Annotated in this window: 15 protein-coding genes and 1 pseudogene; all 16 read left to right on the forward strand. The window is 31.0% G+C overall.

Going from position 1 to position 18,624, the window contains the following annotated elements; genetic code table 11:
- The first annotated feature begins 1 nt into the window (after position 1).
- The 16 genes and pseudogenes from QOX03_RS03635 to QOX03_RS03710 all read left to right on the forward strand — a co-directional run bounded on the left by QOX03_RS03635 (position 2) and on the right by QOX03_RS03710 (position 18,624).
- Complete coding sequence (locus QOX03_RS03635; RefSeq protein WP_283671549.1) at positions 2-3,208, forward strand: fibronectin type III domain-containing protein; 3,207 nt, start codon at positions 2-4, stop codon at positions 3,206-3,208.
- Positions 3,186-3,686 carry a hypothetical protein gene (locus QOX03_RS03640; RefSeq protein WP_119059454.1) on the forward strand — a complete coding sequence of 167 codons (501 nt, stop codon included), beginning with the start codon at positions 3,186-3,188 and terminating at the stop codon, positions 3,684-3,686. The genes QOX03_RS03635 and QOX03_RS03640 overlap by 23 nt, the downstream gene beginning before the upstream one ends.
- Complete coding sequence (locus QOX03_RS03645; RefSeq protein WP_119059453.1) at positions 3,683-4,378, forward strand: hypothetical protein; 696 nt, start codon at positions 3,683-3,685, stop codon at positions 4,376-4,378. Before QOX03_RS03640 ends, QOX03_RS03645 begins: the two co-directional genes overlap by 4 nt.
- A gap of 1 nt (position 4,379) precedes the next feature.
- Positions 4,380-4,997 carry a hypothetical protein gene (locus QOX03_RS03650; protein ID WP_119059452.1) on the forward strand — a complete coding sequence of 206 codons (618 nt, stop codon included), beginning with the start codon at positions 4,380-4,382 and terminating at the stop codon, positions 4,995-4,997.
- A 1-nt stretch (position 4,998) separates the two neighbouring features.
- On the forward strand, positions 4,999-7,035 hold the full coding sequence (locus QOX03_RS03655; protein WP_283671550.1) for a hypothetical protein: 2,037 nt from the start codon (positions 4,999-5,001) through the stop codon (positions 7,033-7,035).
- The gene (locus QOX03_RS03660) at positions 7,004-7,522 is read left to right on the forward strand and encodes a DUF6402 family protein (RefSeq protein WP_283671551.1); all 519 of its coding nucleotides are present in this window, start codon (positions 7,004-7,006) and stop codon (positions 7,520-7,522) included. Before QOX03_RS03655 ends, QOX03_RS03660 begins: the two co-directional genes overlap by 32 nt.
- Positions 7,503-8,030, forward strand: coding sequence for a hypothetical protein (locus tag QOX03_RS03665; RefSeq protein ID WP_283671552.1), 528 nt, complete (start codon positions 7,503-7,505; stop codon positions 8,028-8,030). Before QOX03_RS03660 ends, QOX03_RS03665 begins: the two co-directional genes overlap by 20 nt.
- A gap of 36 nt (positions 8,031-8,066) precedes the next feature.
- Positions 8,067-8,387 carry a hypothetical protein gene (locus QOX03_RS03670; RefSeq protein WP_283671553.1) on the forward strand — a complete coding sequence of 107 codons (321 nt, stop codon included), beginning with the start codon at positions 8,067-8,069 and terminating at the stop codon, positions 8,385-8,387.
- A 7-nt stretch (positions 8,388-8,394) separates the two neighbouring features.
- Positions 8,395-8,640: a hypothetical protein gene (locus tag QOX03_RS03675; RefSeq protein ID WP_283671554.1), complete on the forward strand. Its 246-nt coding sequence runs from the start codon at positions 8,395-8,397 to the stop codon at positions 8,638-8,640.
- Between the two features lie 45 nt (positions 8,641-8,685).
- A pseudogene (locus tag QOX03_RS03680) lies at positions 8,686-9,557 on the forward strand (IS982 family transposase).
- Positions 9,558-9,588: 31 nt separating this feature from the next.
- Entirely contained in the window at positions 9,589-13,395 is a 3,807-nt protein-coding gene (locus QOX03_RS03685) for a fibronectin type III domain-containing protein (RefSeq protein ID WP_283671555.1), read from the forward strand.
- A 1-nt stretch (position 13,396) separates the two neighbouring features.
- A complete protein-coding gene (locus QOX03_RS03690; protein ID WP_283671556.1) occupies positions 13,397-13,879 on the forward strand; it encodes a hypothetical protein in 483 nt (160 codons plus the stop codon).
- A gap of 8 nt (positions 13,880-13,887) precedes the next feature.
- Positions 13,888-14,046 carry a hypothetical protein gene (locus QOX03_RS03695; protein WP_283671557.1) on the forward strand — a complete coding sequence of 53 codons (159 nt, stop codon included), beginning with the start codon at positions 13,888-13,890 and terminating at the stop codon, positions 14,044-14,046.
- Between the two features lie 2 nt (positions 14,047-14,048).
- Positions 14,049-14,648: a hypothetical protein gene (locus tag QOX03_RS03700; protein WP_283671558.1), complete on the forward strand. Its 600-nt coding sequence runs from the start codon at positions 14,049-14,051 to the stop codon at positions 14,646-14,648.
- Positions 14,633-14,896 (forward strand): hypothetical protein, encoded by a 264-nt coding sequence (locus QOX03_RS03705; RefSeq protein WP_283671559.1) that lies wholly within the window; start codon positions 14,633-14,635, stop codon positions 14,894-14,896. Before QOX03_RS03700 ends, QOX03_RS03705 begins: the two co-directional genes overlap by 16 nt.
- 257 nt (positions 14,897-15,153) lie before the next feature.
- Entirely contained in the window at positions 15,154-18,624 is a 3,471-nt protein-coding gene (locus QOX03_RS03710; RefSeq protein WP_283671560.1) for a hypothetical protein, read from the forward strand.

Here is an 18,624-nt window from a genome sequence, read left to right on the forward strand (position 1 = left end):
AATGCAGAAACGATATCATTATATAAAACAAGTGGGAAACTACGCTAGAATACCTAAAAAAATTATTCCAATTATTTTTAGTTTTTTGTTAGCCTTTCAACCATTTGTACTGAAGGCTCAACAATACCCTGTAAAGATGGTACCAGTCTTGTTGCCACCCTATAGTTTAAAGCTGAGTGAATATGCTACAAGTACGCAGACAAAGTTGCGCTTACAAGTCATGATGACAGACTTGCAGGAGTCACAACACCCCACGGGCATAAAGTTTAGCTTAGAAAGTTCGTTAGGCGCAGTTCCTATAGCCACTAGCCAAAGTTTTGTATCTGGGATGTCTCCTTTTACGCTGTATCCAGGCAGTAATATAACGCTGACCAATGTTGATTTAAGACCTCTGTTTGAGTTGCAGAATTTAGCAGGCTTAAATGCTTCACAATATGCACAAACTTTACCAGAAGGAATTTATCAATTTTGCTTTCAGGCATACGATTATTATACCAAGCACAATCTTTCCGCAAAGACTTGTGCACAGGCCTATTTAACACAATATGAGCCTCCTCTACTCAATCTCCCTCAGAATGCAGAAAAAGTACAAGTTGAGGGCGATATCGTAGGCAGCAAAGGAATCGTATTTCAATGGATGCCAAGGCAAGTCGCCCCCAATACCCATTATATATTCATTTTAAAAGAACTATGGGATGCAGGACGCAGTCCTGTAGCTGGATTTTTATCTTCTCCTATATTATGGAAAGAAAAAACTTATGCAACAAGTTTATATTATGGTCCCGAGAAAACGCGTTTAATTCCAGGGAAACGCTATGCTTGGCAGGTGCAAGCAGTAAGCGGTAATCCAGTAGTTGGCGCAAATCCTACCGAAGATAATGGAGTGTATAAAAACAATGGGCTCTCCGAGATATTTTATTTTGATTATGTAGAAGATTGTAAGGTGCCTACATTTTTAATGGCAAAAAATGCAGGTAGAGGACGCGTGGAGCTTAGTTGGACAATGCCTGGACAACCCAAAGGATTATATAGCATACAGTATCGAAAAAGAGATAACCATAGCGATTGGCAGACTGAAGAAAGTTACCAAACTCGATACATACTCACAGGCTTAGAAAATCAGACTGAATATGAATACAGAATAGGAACAGTTTGCGGGTGGGTAGCACCCACAGGCAATTATAATAATGACCCCAACGGAGGAAATGCGTATGCGTATAGTGCGATACAATATTTTACGACGGATAGTGAGGACGAAGAAAATATCAATTACCAATGTGGGGTAATGCCGGATATAGACCTCACGAACAGGACACCATTGCAAACTGTGTTAGGGACGAATGAGGTGTTTATGGCAGGAGATTTTCCTGTAACGGTGATTTCATCACAAGGGAGCAATGGGATATACAGTGGCGAGGGGTATATAGAAGTTCCTTATTTGGGTGATACGAAAATTAAGGTAGTTTTTAATAATATTAAACTCAACACCGACAAACAATTGATTGAGGGGGTAGTAGAGACTACTTATGATGTCAATGAAAGTGCCGTGTCCTATGCTTCAGCAGGATTGGGAGAACTTTTTGGGGATGAAAATGACAATAATGATGAGGGCAATGAAGATTATAACCAAGATAATAATGGTCAAGATAATAGTGATAATGGTCAGGATAATGATAATGAGTCAGACGAAGAAAGCAATGATGAATCAAACGATGAAAATTCAGGTATAGATAATACAGATGATTCAGACGAGTCAAGTGATGAAGGTAATAGCGATACAGATAACGAAAATAATGAAGATAGTGAGGGTAATGAGGATAGTGAAAATAATGAAGATGAAGAAGATGTAGGAATAGATGATAATGCAGGAGATAATGATTTCATTGAGAATGACAAGAAATTATTTATACTAAATAGCAATAACAGGTATTATGATAATGATAGAATTAAATTATTCTTTAAAAGAAATGACGAATCAGAGTTTTTCTTAAAGGGTATAGAGGATTCAACTAAAGTAATTTTCAATAACAATATAAATAATAGCATAGAAAAATCGGTATCACAAAATGGACAAAAATTAAAATTAAAATTTAAAAAGTCTATTGGTAAAGAGCTTTCTTTCTTTTTACAGCCTTATTTAAAAAATGACAAATCAAAAAAGTTACAAGTAAATTTAATTATCAAAAAGAAAAATTATTCCTTAGAAAAATTTAAGACGATTGATGCATATAATGATAAAAGAGTAGCTAAAAATAATGAAACTTTATACTTTATAAATAATCCTAATTTTAGGACTGACAAAAGAAAAGCATATAGTTATATTAATTCGAATATTAATATAAACTATATTCCATCAAAGGAAATACAGTGGTCAGTAAATGGTGAGATAGATTATACACAAATGGGAGATAAACGTTTCAAATATAATTATCGTGAAGATAATAATTATGTTATTAAACTTGAGTCACCAAAATATAAGTTTAAAAATTATATAAAATTTGAAGATGAAAATAGAAGAAGTTGGTCTTTCGTTCCACCAGCAATGGCAGCTGTAATTAAAATGGCTTCAGAAAAAGTTGACAAAGGATTTAAAGAAATGGATAAATATGCAAAGATTAGCAAATATGTTAGAGTTCAAATAAATCCTATTAAGATAATGGGAGAGAAATATAATGAAGAAGACAAAAATTCAAGACTCTTTAAACAAGTGGAAGAAGGAAGTGCGTCAGGGGGTATAAAAATAACTTCTAGAGATGCTTTGATTACACACCCTTTATTACAAGGTCTCTCTAGATCTGGTATTGCAGATATTGGGTTCTATGCAAATATTTCAGCTTCTGTAGATTTAAAAGGAGGAGTAAGAAGATATAAGTTTATTGAAAGTGATTCGTATATTAATAATCAACCATTTCTTTCTTTGGGACCTAGTGGATGTTTGGAAGCTGGTTTAAAAGCTGAATTATTAATAGCTAAAGATTTGGTAGATTTTGAGGTAAGAGGATATACTCAAAGTTGTTTAGCTGGTAACGTTAGATATAATTTTAATAGCAAGGTTCTTAAAGGTGAAATTTATATTCCTCCAATTACTCTAAACGGAAGAATTTTAATTAGATCAAAAGGACAATTAAATTTTGAATTAGTTGATTTTAATAGTAATATTTCAATAACTCCAAAGGTTAAAATTTATGAGTTGGAACACCAATTTTAAAGGAGGAATAATTATATTATTAACAATAGTAATAGTATTTATATTATTTTCGATTCCTTTCACTATAAACTACCTGTATAAATATTCTTATCCAATATTAAAAGAAAATTTATATGAGGTAAAAAAGATCAAAATAGATACTATAGAAATACAAGAAGTTTATGCTTCTAGAGATATGGAAACAAATTATATATATCACTTTTATGATAATAGATTAACTATACCTGCAGAGAATAGAGATTTTTTTAATAGAATAAACCCTAAGCCTAGTGATATAAACAATTTTTTAAAAAATAATAATGATACTATTTTTGTATGGTTTTTAAACAATAAGCCTTATAAGTTCTCTTTTTATAAACAAAATACAATGAATACAAAAAATGAACATAAAAATATTAAACTTTTATTTATTACATTAATACTAGAATTAATTATTTTATCAATCACTCTCAAATTTATAAAAAAACACTTCATATGAAATGTAAAAAAATTTTAATAATTGCCAATATGATAATCAGTACTTTATCTTATGCTCAAGAAAATAATCAAACATATCCGAATATCATAATGGGGAAAGAACAAAATATAGAAATAAAGTTTACTATTTGTGACTCTACTATGATAAAGAAAGCGTATTCATCAATAAATGAAGCAAAGAACAATACTATAGAAGAACTCTTTACGTCTATCTTATCTGCTAATTCTCAAGATTGGATTGATTATAACACTTTAGGAGGAAGTCAAAAGTCGGTAAAAAAAACAAAAGATTACTTTGCAACAATAGGAAAAATGGATAAGGATGAGAATTATATAAAACTTATCCATAAGTTAGAATTTAAACTTAATGGGACACTAACTGCTATAACAAAGTTTTTTTTATATCAAGTAAATCAAAGGCCTATTTCAGGTGTGTATGTATTTCAAAAGAAAGGTAATAGGTGGTATCAAACAAGTAACAATACAACTTCAACTTTAGCAATAATAGTTATGAGGTTTAAGTCAGAAACATTTAAGGAAATTTTTGATAATCCCTATAGTTATTTATCAAGAAAAATAGTAGATAATGATAGGGTAAATATTGCTAAATTAGAAAAAGAGTTTTTTTCCTGGTATTCTCCAGAGAAAAATAAGGAAAAAATAGATTTATATATAGATTCAAAAACTTGGTAAAATGAAAACAATATACTTAATAATTATACTGACTATATCGTACTATTCTTATGCTCAAAAAAGCAATGCTATAATTACCTATCAATATGAATTTATTAACATTTATGATTATGAGAATACTAATGAGGAATCTAACCTACAAGGGCTGATTATTCCATTAGATACAAAAAACATAGAATCCATTGAAAACCCTTTAGTAGAAAAATATAAGACAATTTACCAAAAAAAGGGAGTGAAAGATATAGATGTACAAATACAATTATTAACTAAGATAAAACTAATTTTAGATTTAGAAGAATTCTATTTAATTAAATACAGAATAATAGAAAATGGGAACCTTTCAAATATTTCTATTATAAAAATTAAAAAAGTAAATAATAATATTTTTACAGAATTGGATAAACCTTATCCTGAATTAGATATATTTGAAAAGTTATTAATGTTTGTTAATGCAAGACTTTTATTTGAATTTACTTATAATGAAGGAGATAGTGATATCCCTATGATAAATAAGTTAATTCCAAAAGTTATAGATGAAAATGGGATTATCTTATTAGATACACTACTAAGGGAATTAATTAAAAATAAAAAAGTATTAGAAAAATATATAGAAAAATAAATTGAAAAACCTCCTATACATATTATTATTAATATTCAGTATAACTTTTGGTTATGCTCAGGAGGTTGTTGCTCAAGATTTACGAGTTGCCACCATAGACTACGTAATATCAGATATAAAATATGTAGCCTCACCACCACCGGGTAAAATTATCATTGAGGGTAATGCTGGAGAAGGCAATGCCAATGATACAGGTTCAGGAACGAGTAGCCAAGAGGAGTTGCCAGGCGGCAAAGATTATACCCTTACCGATGCCAAAGGCAATGTTTGGGCTGTCGATGAAGAGGGGAACATAACGAATGTAGGAATGCAAGCCAAAGGCGGAGCTTCTACCCCACAAAATACCGCCGGAGTAGATGCTAAAGGAAATGCAACGACTATCACAGCTGAAGGCATTAGAGTAACTTTTAAAAACAGTAGTGATTCCAAATACGCTTTTGACCAGCCTACAAAAGCATTGAATAGTGATTATAAGGAGCTTAATGGTAAGTTGATACCATTCAAAGCAGTCGAAAACAAAAAGACAGAACCCTTTATTGCAAGTGTAGAGATTATAGATAGTAGTGTATCTGTAGATGGTTTGATATTTAAAACTTCTAAAGGCGTACCGATAGCTGCCGAAAAAGTAGGAAATGATTATAGATTGACCTTGAAAGGTTTGTACAGCTTTGCAGGAGAAGAAGTACAAGCAGTAATAAAGCAAGGAGATAAATATAAGATAGCAGGCGTATTTAATTTAGTTCATATCTCGCCTAAAAGGATTAAACTAAACTTAATTCCTACCACGGGAGTAAGTATATCCGGTAACCAAATACAGAAAGTAAAAGATATCTATAAGAAAATAGCCATAGATGTAGATATTAGCGTTAAGGAAACTTTTGATATTACGCCTTATTTAGTAAACGGAAAATTACCTACGGAAGATGCCTTTGGGGATTTATCCAGTTACAGTTCTGCCCAAAATGAGGTAATTAAAGCCTACAAACAAGAGCAAGGAGTAGATTTAGCCTATTATATATTTGTAACGGACAAACCATCTTCCAATCGACAAGCTGGCTATATGCGATTGGGTGGGCAGTTTGGATTTGTGTATGACCAACAGGCAAGAACCATAGCCCACGAATTAGGTCACGGAGCTTTACGCTTAGAGCATCCGTTTAAGGAGTTTGATGTAGCCCAAGGAGAGGTTAAAAACCTTATGGACTACGATACGAACAACACAAATTTCATTTATCCTGACTGGAAACAAGTAAACGACCCTAAGTTTAAGATTTATGCCTTCCAAGGGCAAAGTGAGGGAGAATTAGTTAATTTAGATGTTAGAGAGCATCTCAGAAAACTTCGTTTATATTACAAGTATAATATTCATTTCAATATATCTAGATATAGTCGTACTGGGGGAATAAAAAAAGGAGTTGATTTTTTTGATTATAAAGTTAAAGATTTAGTACTTATTTATTATAAAAAAGAAGGACTTGTTGCAAATTTATCTTTGTTAAAAAGTGAAAAATATTCCAATTTTTATAATAAATTAATGTACCAAATAAAAATAGGAAATGTTGGGGAAATAAATTGTCTATCAAAAGAGGATAGAGATGTTTTATATGATTTTATAACAGAAGAAAACTTTAAGTATATGCCACAAAATACGGTTACAATAGAAGAGAAAAAAACATATAGTTATAATTTGATATACAATGATTTAGAGGAAATAAAAGCAAGCTTGATAAAGAAAAATACATATAATAGTCTTTCCTCTAATGAAAAATTATTATTAGATTTACCCCTAATTATGTGGAGCAAAAAATGGGAATATGGTAGCATTTTTATGTATAATTGGTTTATGGAGGAAGGAGATATCAATATGGATAAGGATCTGTATAAATTTTTAGATAATTGGAAAGAATTAAAAGAAATGAAAAATAAATTTTATACTTTTATAGAAAAGTATAGAAATGTAGAAATAAAAGAAGAAGAAGAAGAGGAAAATATATGCTTTAAACGATTTGAAAAAACATCTATCTCAAATAGATATTGATACAAATATTAAACTATCTAATGAATTAAACGAAGATTATTTAAATTTTTCAAGATATAGTATACCAATAGGAGTGTTTGATGACATTAATACTCCTTATGTTGCTTCGTTTGGAACTTTTTCTATTAAATATCTATTAGAAGGAAATTATAATAGAGGAAAACAGGAAATCTCTATAACAAATATTTGGGAGAAAGTTGATGATAATTTTGATTTTGTTGATGATAAAAAGTGGAATATTATTCTTAGCCAACCATTAGGGGTTTGGAATAAATCAATTTTTAAGTATTATGAAAAGGTCGGTGCTTATAAAAATATTGATCCCTTTGATGATCGATTGAATATTAGTAATAGTGTTTTTAATTCATTCAGAAAAAAAACAAAAATAGGAAAAGACTTTTGTATTAAAGGAATAAGAAGTATCAAAGGAAAAAATATGTTTATCAAAACAATAAAAATTAACGAGAATGAAGTTATCTATAAATAAAGTTATAAAAAATAATTTCTTTTTTTCTCTTTTGATTTGGTTCTTATTACACCTATTACATATAAATGTGAGTCTTTTTGAATATTGTTGGGAAGAAAAATTGTATTGGATGGAAATGAAAACAGGCGTAGGAGGGCATTGGATAAATCAAACTTCATTTAATTTTTCTGATTATAAAGAATATGGACCAAAAAATATCAAAGACATTTTTTTTCCCTACACATATAGGCAAGAAGATGTTTTATTATTACTATTATTATTGATTGTATTATTTTTTTGTTATATTGTATTCCCTACTATAACAATGCTATTCAAAAAAAAGAATCAAAAGAAAATGTTTATAATTATTGATAGTATTAATTTTTCAATATATTTATGGTGTGCTTTTATAGGGCTATCAGACAAGCCTATGATAGGTGTTATTCCAATATACATATTGTTGCCTTTATTTTTTTGTATTCTACTATGTTTTAGAATACGCCAATATAAAAAGAAATTGATATTTTAAAATATCCCAAAAAATATGTTTATCAAATCAACAAAAATGAAGTTATCTATAAATAAAGCCATAAAGAATAATTTTAAGTTTTTTTTACTCGCATACACACTCTTGTATTTTTGCCTTATTAATTTAAAAATATTTGAAGATTATTGGGATGAAAAAATATTTTGGGAACATAGAGCAGGAAATTGGACAAAAAAACTAACAAATCAAGAATTATTACAGCTAAAAATGTATAAACTAAATAAAGAATGGGTTCTGCATTTAGTAGATGAAGGGTACACAATTTTAGATATGGGAGATTTTAATAATATGGGATTTAGTGCGTTCTATGCAATGGAAAAAATGGTAATATTTAAATAAATATGTTATGGAGAGTAATAAAGTGTTTAAGATAATTGATGATGCAATATTGTCAAAAGAAATATTTATAAATTACGAAATTTTTGAACATAAACTTAAAAAAATAAAATCACCTGCAATTATCACTCAATATGATAGTATTTACATAAATAAAAATATAGATAAATGGATGTTTGTTAGGGTGGAAGAAGAATTCTCTAATAAATTTAAATTAAGAATACCCGTAGTGCATTATAAAAAAGGTTGCCCATGAGCCTAAAGAAAAGTAAATTGCATTGGTTACCAATCAAATACAATTATGATCAACCTAGAGGCAAGTTACAATTTTATTTTGAATAAACTAATAGAAATTTCAGGAACTGAAAATTTCTATTTTAAACCAGTGAAACCAAAATTATCTGATATAGAGTTGATAAGCTTAATTATTTTAGCAGAATTTAAATCTATCGACTCTGAGTACCAGCTTTTTAGAGAGATAAAAGGTTGGGCTATTGAATCTAAAATTGAAAGGAGTGTTTACAACAGAAGAAAACGAAAACTCTTCCCTTTTCTTGAAGAAATTAGGTGCAAAATGGTGAAAAAGTTCAATGATTTTGAAAACTATTTCTTGGTGGACAGCATGCCTTTAGAAGTGTGTAAATTATCCCGCTCTTCCAGAAGCAAAATCTGTAAAGAAAATAGCTTAAAGGTTTTTGTGCTTCTCAAAATCTACACTTTTATGGTTACAAGCTACATGCGATCTGTTCTATTGCTGGTGTGTTCCAAAGTTTTGACTTATCTCCCGCCTCTGTTCACGACATTCATTATTTGAAAGACATAAAACTTCAAATTTCTGATTGCGTGTTACTTGGATACAGGGGCTATCTTTCTCAAACGGTTCAGCTTGACTTGTTCAATGAGGTAAAAATCCAGTTAGAAACCCCTAAAAGAAAAAATCAAAAAGATTACAAACCTCAGTTCTATCCATTCAGAAAGTGTAGAAAACGTATAGAAACTTTATTCTCGCAGTTGTGTGACCAATTTATGATACGGCGTAATTATGCCAAATCTTTTGAAGGATTCAAAACAAGAATATTGGCAAAAATTACTTCCTTGACTACTATTCAATATCTCAATAAATTTGTCTTTCATAGTAACATTAACAATTTAAAAATTAACCTCATTCGATAATGCACTACGGGTTAATTTAATACAGCCTATAATGCAGAAACTATATCATTATATAAAACAAGTGGGAAACTACGCTAGAATACCTAAAAAAATTATTCCAATTATTTTTAGTTTTTTGTTAGCCTTTCAACCATTTGTACTGAAGGCTCAACAATACCCTGTAAAGATGGTACCAGTCTTGTTGCCACCCTATAGTTTAAAGCTGAGTGAATATGCTACAAGTACGCAGACAAAGTTGCGCTTACAAGTCATGATGACAGACTTGCAGGAGCCACAACACCCCACGGGCATGAAGTTTAGTTTAGAAAGTTCGTTAGGCGCAGTTCCTATAGCCACTAGCCAAAGTTTTGTATCTGGGATGTCTCCTTTTACGCTGTATCCAGGCAGTAATATAACGCTGACCAATGTTGATTTAAGACCTCTGTTTGAGTTGCAGAATTTAGCAGGCTTAAATGCTTCACAATATGCACAAACTTTACCAGAAGGAATTTATCAATTTTGCTTTCAGGCATACGATTATTATACCAAGCACAATCTTTCCGCAAAGACTTGTGCACAGGCCTATTTAACACAATATGAGCCTCCTCTACTCAATCTCCCTCAGAATGCAGAAAAAGTGCAAGTTGAGGGCGATATCCTAGGCAGCAAAGGAATCGTATTTCAATGGATGCCAAGGCAAGTCGCCCCCAATACCCATTATATATTCATTTTAAAAGAACTATGGGATGCAGGACGCAGTCCTGTAGCTGGATTTTTATCCTCTCCTATATTATGGAAAGAAAAAACTTATGCAACAAGTTTATATTATGGCCCCGAGAAAACACGTTTAATCCCGGGGAAACGCTATGCTTGGCAGGTACAAGCAGTAAGCGGTAATCCAGTAGTTGGCGCAAATCCTACCGAAGATAATGGAGTGTATAAAAACAATGGGCTCTCCGAGATATTTTATTTTGATTATGTAGAAGATTGTAAAGTGCCGACTTTCTTAATGGCAAAAAATGCAGGTAGAGGACGCGTAGAGCTTAGTTGGACAATGCCCGGACAGCCCTCGGGATTATACAGTATACAATACCGAAAGAGAGACAGCAATACGGATTGGCAAACCGAAGAAAGTTACCAGACCAAATATATACTCACAGGCTTAGAAAATCAGACTGAATATGAATACAGAATAGGAACAGTTTGCGGAAATCTACAGAATTTTAACCCTTCACCGCTAGAGGGAGAGACTTCTGGCAATGCATATGCGTATAGTGCGATACAATATTTTACAACAGATAGCGAAGAAAAAGAAAGTAGTAAATACCAGTGTGGTGTAATGCCATCTATAGACCTTACCAATAAAGCCCCATTGCAAACCGCATTAGGAACCAATGAGGTGTTTATGGCAGGAGATTTTCCTGTAACGGTGATTTCATCACAAGGGAGCAATGGGATATACAGTGGCGAGGGCTATATAGAAGTTCCTTATTTGGGAGATACGAAAATTAAGGTAGTTTTTAATAATATTAAACTCAACACCGACAAACAATTGATTGAGGGGGTAGTAGAGACTACGTATAACCCTAATTGGGAAAATGTTGTAGATATTGGAGATTTTATTGATGGGATAAAAGGTTTAATTAATGACCTAAAAGATAAGCTTAATGATGGAGAAGAATTAACAAATGAAGAAAAGGAGGATTTTCAAATTAAAGGAGATAAATATTATGATGATTTAAATAATCAAATTGATAAATTGGTTGCAGACGAAAAATTAACCCAAGAGGAAGCTGATGTGCTAAAAGATAAATTAAAAGAAAGTCAAGACACCTATAACAATGTTTTAGGCACTCAATTTGTTTCAAATGATAATGCTATAATAAATGATGCAATAAATGCCTTAAATGATTCATCAGATAAACTAAAAGAAGTTGAAGAAGCAATCAATATAGCTAATGAAACAGAAAATAATTATGTTTTACAAAATGTTCAGCTTATAGAGTTTCAATCTACTGGTTATGAAACTGTAGAGGTTAGTATGACTGATGGTTTTAGTAATTGTAGAAATATCTTTTTACCCTCAGGAAGATTAGTTAAATTTTCTTCAAGTGAATTGAATGATATTAAAAAAATAGGTGTCAACAAAGGAAGGCTAAGTTATGTTATAGGAAATAATAATAAAAAATATAACTTAGCAAGTGTTGTAAAAACAGATACTATAAAGGAATCAAATGAAATAAGAGTTATTAAAAGTTATGATGCCGATAGACTAGTATGCTTTGATTGTATAAAAAAGGATATTAGAACCGGTAATTTACCTTCAGGGTTGGAGGTAATAAAAACAGTAGATAATGATACTATTTATAAAAATATTCCCAAAAAATACACTATTGCTACATTCACATCAAAAGTAGAGTGCTATGAAGGAATTCAAATCATTGTAGAAAAAGAAGGAGGAAATATTAAATGTAAGTCATTAAGCAAAGAAGAGTGTGAAAATTATAAGCCACAAGATGAAGGAGAAAGTACAACAGGTAATGGTACTTATGTTGGTACAGTTGAGAGAGGAAGTGGAAGTACCAGGTGTAAGATAGATATTTATGAAACCACGGATGAAGAAGGACAAAAGAAATATACGACAGATGTTACACTTACAGGATCTCCTGCAAATTCTAAAGTACAGGCACAAGAAGAAGAATTAAAAGCCGAAGTTAAGCGATTAGCTGAAGAAAAGCTCAACGAATTAGGATTAGAAGGAAAAGCAGGGAAAACAGTACGAGAAAGAGGCAGTGAATTAGGAGAGTTCTATGTAGCTGATATGACAGGCTGGGAATGGGTTGGCGAAATAAGCGAACTTGGAAACTCTGTATGGGAAACAGCCGCACTTCCAAAAAGCTACTGGAATGAAGATGGAGAATTCAAATATAATGAAGCAAAAATACATATGCCTCCTGCTTTTGTAGGTGTAAGTGATGGCGTTATAGAAGAAGTAACAAGTTATCCACAATTGATAAAATTAGGTTATGATGTAGCAACCAAAGAGGAAGTAAGAACAGGTTTGTGGGAGTCTGTAAAAGGGATATCTATAGAAACCATAAAAGATGCTGCAGTTGATTTCTACGAAGAGAAAAAAGCAAACTATACAAGTAGCAAACCTTATATAGTGCAACATACCGTAAGTAAAGATGCTGTGCAAGTGGCATCAATGCTGATGGGCGGTGGGCTTTCAGGAGGGCTTAAGAAAGGGGCAAAAAGTGTAGATGATGCTGTTGGCAAAGCAGGAAGAGAAATTCTTTCTGAAATAGATGATGTAGTAGTAAAAGAATTAAAGGCAGATAAGCTTTCAAAAAAACTGACCAAAGAAGCCATTGAAAAAGGTGATTTTGATAAAGAAATAGTAGAAGGGCTTACTAATGAAGCTAATGATATAGCTGCTAAAAAAGGCAGAAAATTATCTTGGGAAGAAGTCAAAAAACTATTTAAAAGAGGGAATGATTTTAATAAAAAAGCAAATGCTGAAAAATGGTATAATTTTAATGAGATTCATTTAGCTAACGGTAAACGACTTGACTCATATGATCCAGTTAAAAAAGAAATTATTTCAAGAAAAGCCACCTCATTGGATAAAATAAAAATGAAAACATTTGAAGGATATTTAAAAGAAATGAAAAATAAATATCCAGCAGGTACAGTAATACGATCAAACAAATACCCTACTTTAGATGGACAAATTTTACAAGGAAGGCAAATACTAGAGATACCGATTTCAAATCAAAACTTACCAAATATTCAACAATATATTGATCTAGCTAAAAGTAATAAATACAATATTGAACTAAGATTTAAACCCGAATAATATGCAGATTAATAGTTTATTTGTTCCTATATTGAACAAAATTGATTTTATTAAAAGATACAAGGATTTATCTATTCAATTTAATTATGAGTTGAAAGAAAGTTTCGAAGATTATTCAAGAGAGAGTGCATTGGAAATTATCAAAGAATTTGGCTATACAGTTAGTTACAATAAAAAAGAAAATTTCTATAAAATAATTGAAAGAGTTGAAAACTATAAATTTCAATTTAATATCGTATTAAAATATGGAATAGTAGAGTTGATTTGGACCGTTTGGGAAGACAATGAACTATTGCAAATTGGTGGTCCTTGGGGAATGATTAAATATCTTTTAGATTTTAATGAAGAAGATAAGGTAAAACTACCAGTATTTCGAAATTATGAAGATCTAAAAGAAATATTGATGCAAGCATTTAGTATTTATGAAGATTTCAAAAAGGAAGTTTTGAAATCTTTTAACAAAGGAAATAAAAACATTATATAAAAGATGAAATGATGCTTAAGCAACAAAATGTTCCAATCGAAAAAATAGAATGGCATTTATTTGGGGGAGTAGATAACGTAATTACAAATCAAAACAAATCCAGATATTTACTAAAAAAATTAGAAGATGATAAAGTGTTTAATCAAATCTTTGAAGTAGTGGAATAATTATGAAAAAAATAAAAGCAACATACTTTAAACAAATTGATGATAGATTATTTGTGTTAGAAAGTGATAGTAGTCCTTTATATGTATATAATAATTGCATCCATTTTCATTTGATAAAAAAAGTAGGACATAATTACGGAGGTGGCTTATACCGTATTAATGATAATATAGTAGATATGTCTTTTAATGGATTGAACATAGATTCATTAGATAAGATATCTTTTTTCATGACCAATGAATTTTATTTTAATAATATGAATAAAAGATATCTCATTGTTAATAAATTATTAAGAGAATTTAAAGCAGAGCATTACTTAATAGAGATATATAATTTTGAAATAGTTAAAAAGATTCATTATAAAGGAACTATTAGGCTGTTTACCCAATCAAATAATATTATAACAACTATTAAGAGAAGTAGAGTTGGGCCTTGGCCTCCTAAAGCACCTGAATTTATGGGAGGTGCTGATCAAATAATCATAAGTAAATATAATTTTCCAGAGAATGTATGGGTTGAAAGTATTAAAGATTATAAAACAGGAACTATATATTCATATGGTGATTTTTGTAAAAAATTCCCAAATTTATGTGTGAGAAAATAATAAAAATAATAGCTCTATATGAATTTTTAATTTATGTAGAAAATAGAAAAGTTTATAAAGATATATTAAACAAATATAAAAAAGTTATGTTAAATATTTCTGATGGAAATATTAAAAAAGAGCATTTTGATCCGTTATTGAATGTTTTTAGGTTATTTTTTGAGGCTATTCCTTCAGATGATGTTTTGGCAAAATATATAATTGATAAAATGCAGGAGTTTTATGAAGATTATTCTCAAATAGAGTAATATTGGTTATGAAGGGGCTGGCCATATGTGGGGCATGTATCAGACTTGTGATTAATGAAAATATAGATATTTATAAAAAGAGAATCTATGCAATTATTATGGATACGGAAGAATGACCATCATTTAGAAATTTGGGATTTTGATATATTTGATTTGATGAAGCAGATATAAATTTTATAAATAAGAAGTCTCTAAGAAAGGCAACACTAGAAAAAAAGAATTTCAAAAAAAATGGAAAAAAGATATAGAAAAATAAATTGAAAAACCTCTTATACATATTATTTTTAATATTTAGTATAACTTTTGGTTATGCTCAGGAGGTTGTTGCCCAAGATTTACGAGTTGCTACCATAGACTACGTAATATCAGATATAAAATATGTAGCCTCACCACCACCGGGTAAAATTATCATTGAGGGTAATGCCGGAGAAGGCAATGCCAATGATACAGGTTCAGCAACGAGTAGCCAAGAAGAATTACCGGGTGGAAAAGATTACACTATTATTGATGCAGAAGGCAATGTTTGGACAGTAGATGAAGAGGGAAATATAACGAATGTAGGACAACAAGCCGAGGGAGGAGCTTCTACCCCACAAAACACTACAGGAGTAGATACTGATGGGAATGCAACGGCTATCACAGCTGAAGGTATTAGGGTAACTTTTAGAAACAGTAGTGATTCCAAATACGCTTTTGACCAGCCTACAAAAGCATTGAATAGTGATTATAAGGAACTTAATGGTAAATTGATACCATTCAAAGCCGTAGAAAACAAAAAGACAGAACCCTTTATTGCAAGTGTAGAGATTACAGACAGTAGTGTATCTGCAGATAGTTTAATATTTAAAACTTCTAAAGGCGTACCGATTGCTGCCGAAAAAGTTGGAAATGATTATAAATTAACCTTGAAAGGTTTGTACAGCTTTGCAGGAGAAGAAGTACAAGCAGTAATAAAGCAAGGAGATAAATACCAAGTAGCAGGCGTATTTAATTTAGTTCATATCTCACCTAAAAGGATTAAACTAAACTTAGTTCCAACCACGGGAGTAAGTATATCCGGTAACCAAATACAGAAAGTAAAAGATATCTATAAGAAAATAGCGGTAGATGTAGATATTAGCGTTAAAGATGCCTTTGACATCACACCTTATTTAGTAAACGGGAAATTGCCTACGGAAGATGCCTTTGGGGAGTTAGAAAAGAATACTGTTGCACAAAATAAGGTAATTGAAGCCTACAAACAACAGCGAGGAGTAGATTTGTCTTACTACATATTTGTAACGGATAAACCCTCTTCCAATCGACAAGCTGGCTATATGCGATTGGGCGGACAGTTTGGGTTTGTGTATGACCAACAGGCAAGAACCATAGCACACGAGCTAGGGCACGGAGCCTTGCGGTTAGAGCACCCATTTAAGGAGTTTAAGAATGTAGCCCAAGGAGATGTGAAAAACCTTATGGACTATGATACTAACAACACAAATTTCATTTACCCTGATTGGAAACAAGTAAACGACCCTAAGTTTAAACTTTATTTGTTCCAAGGACAAGATGAGGGGGAATTGGCAGGAGGATATGGAATTGCTCCAAATTTCAAATTTATAGAAACTAATACAAATCTAGTACGATATACTGATATTGTAAAAGATGGTTTTGTTGGTGGTTTTGTATATAAAAATAATGATGGAAATGAGGAATATTATAAATGGGATGGTGCTAAATATGTAGAAGTTACCTCAAATAAAACCTACCCAAAAGATCTTTTAGGTAAGTTGAAAAATAAAGATAGAGTTTATATACTATTTGATAATAAAAAGCCTTGTGATGAATCTAAATATATAACTACGAATTATAGTCAGATTAGGGATGTTATATCTAACTATACTTCTCTGGTTAAGTATATTGATGAAAATAGAAATAAATACTATGATAAAGACAAAGAACAAACGGTATATGTAAGATTTTTAGGCTGTTCAGATACTACTTCGAGTGAAGGTAACTTAGAAGATATAATTTTTAAAGATAAAGATTTAAGAGAATATAAGAATTCTATTTTACAGCAGCTGAACAAGGATAAAAACAGCTTAACAGAACAAGATTTTTCAACAAAGGTAGGTTTGTATATTACCAAGCCGGAAGATTTACAAAATAATTCTTATAAAGAGGAATTTAAGTCTAAACAAGCAGGAGGTCAGATTTGGTTTTGGATAACAGTAGAAAAGCTGTCAGATGATCAAATCAATATAAATATAGCCGATAGACTTTATCCATCCGGATTACAATCTGAGGACAAAGGTAAATTAAACCAAATTGCTGATAAAATAAAGAATGAACCTTGGCATATACAAGGTATTATACTGTATGAAGTAGCAGACTTATTAAGTAAAGGTGTAGAGCATCTGAAAATCCCTAAATCAGTATGGGAATGCACAGAAGAACCGGATGTATATAAGGAGGTTTATAATGTGGTAATAATGCCTGTTGTTGCTCCATTAGCCAATGTGATTTTAGAAGATGTTGGAATCAATAGCTCGCAATTAGAACAAATACCATTTGCTTTTGCTTGTGGACTATGGGATGGAGTTGTAGAAGTCATAAAATCAGTTCCGGATCTTGTGAAAATAGCAACCTGCATTCAAAACTCAGATTGTAGAAATGAGTTTAATAATCAATATAAAGGTTTCAAAGAACAGATTATTACAGATGATTTAGGTAATATAATTTGTGATAAAGAAGATGATGGTTGTAAGATAAAGGAATTAGGGAAAGAAATATTTAGAGAAGCCTTTAAGGATGAATGTACTTCTGCCCATACAGTAGGTACGATAGTAGGTCCTGTGGCTGTAGCTCTATTAGGTGATGAGGCTGCTATTGGTGGAGTCATCAATGAACTGGGAGCAGCCTCTAAGTCTGCCAAAATGGTATTACAATTTATACAGGTTTGTGATAAATTTGGGGACGTTACTACTTATGTGTCTAAATTTGGTAAAGTATCTTTTAGATTAATAAAAGGTACAAGACTTAAGCCACGGTTTGACTTTAATGGTATTGCTATTATAGAAAAAAGTGGAGATAAGTTTTTAGTAAAACAATTAGATGATGCAGGCAATATCATCACTAAAGAAGTTTCCGGAGATGATTTACAAAATATAAGCAAGGAGTCTATCGAGAAAGTGATTAGAAAGATTGATGAAATAGTTGCTAAAGTGAATAATATAGATGATTTTATTAAATTGTCTATATCTCAGAAGTTAAAATATTTAGAAGATGCATGGAAAGCATCTTATCCTCAAATATTTTTTGAACGTCGTTTGTTTGAAAAAATGATGGGACAATATAGATACACAAAATCAAATGGCTGGGCACATACCGCTGATATTGCTCATAACTTTAAAGGAGTAGATTTTTATAAGGGAACAGAAATTGGAAACCAAATATTCGCAAACACTGCTGTTTCTATGAAAACCACAAAGATGACCGATGTAAATAAATGGTTGAACTCTAAACCAATACAAGATAATTTAAGATTTTTAAAAGAGGGACTAAGTCCAGCACAAGGGATAGCAAGTAATGGCAAGTTAATGAAAATTTCAAATGCAGAAATTCATATTTACATGCCTAAAGAAAATATTACAGATGAACTAAAAATATCTTGGCTTAATAAATTAAGTACAATTAATCCAAAAATTAAGTTTGAGATAAAAGCATTAGAAGAATTTATAAAATAG

This window comes from Candidatus Ornithobacterium hominis (genome assembly GCF_951229915.1).
GTDB classification, from domain to species: Bacteria; Bacteroidota; Bacteroidia; order Flavobacteriales; family Weeksellaceae; genus Ornithobacterium; species Ornithobacterium hominis.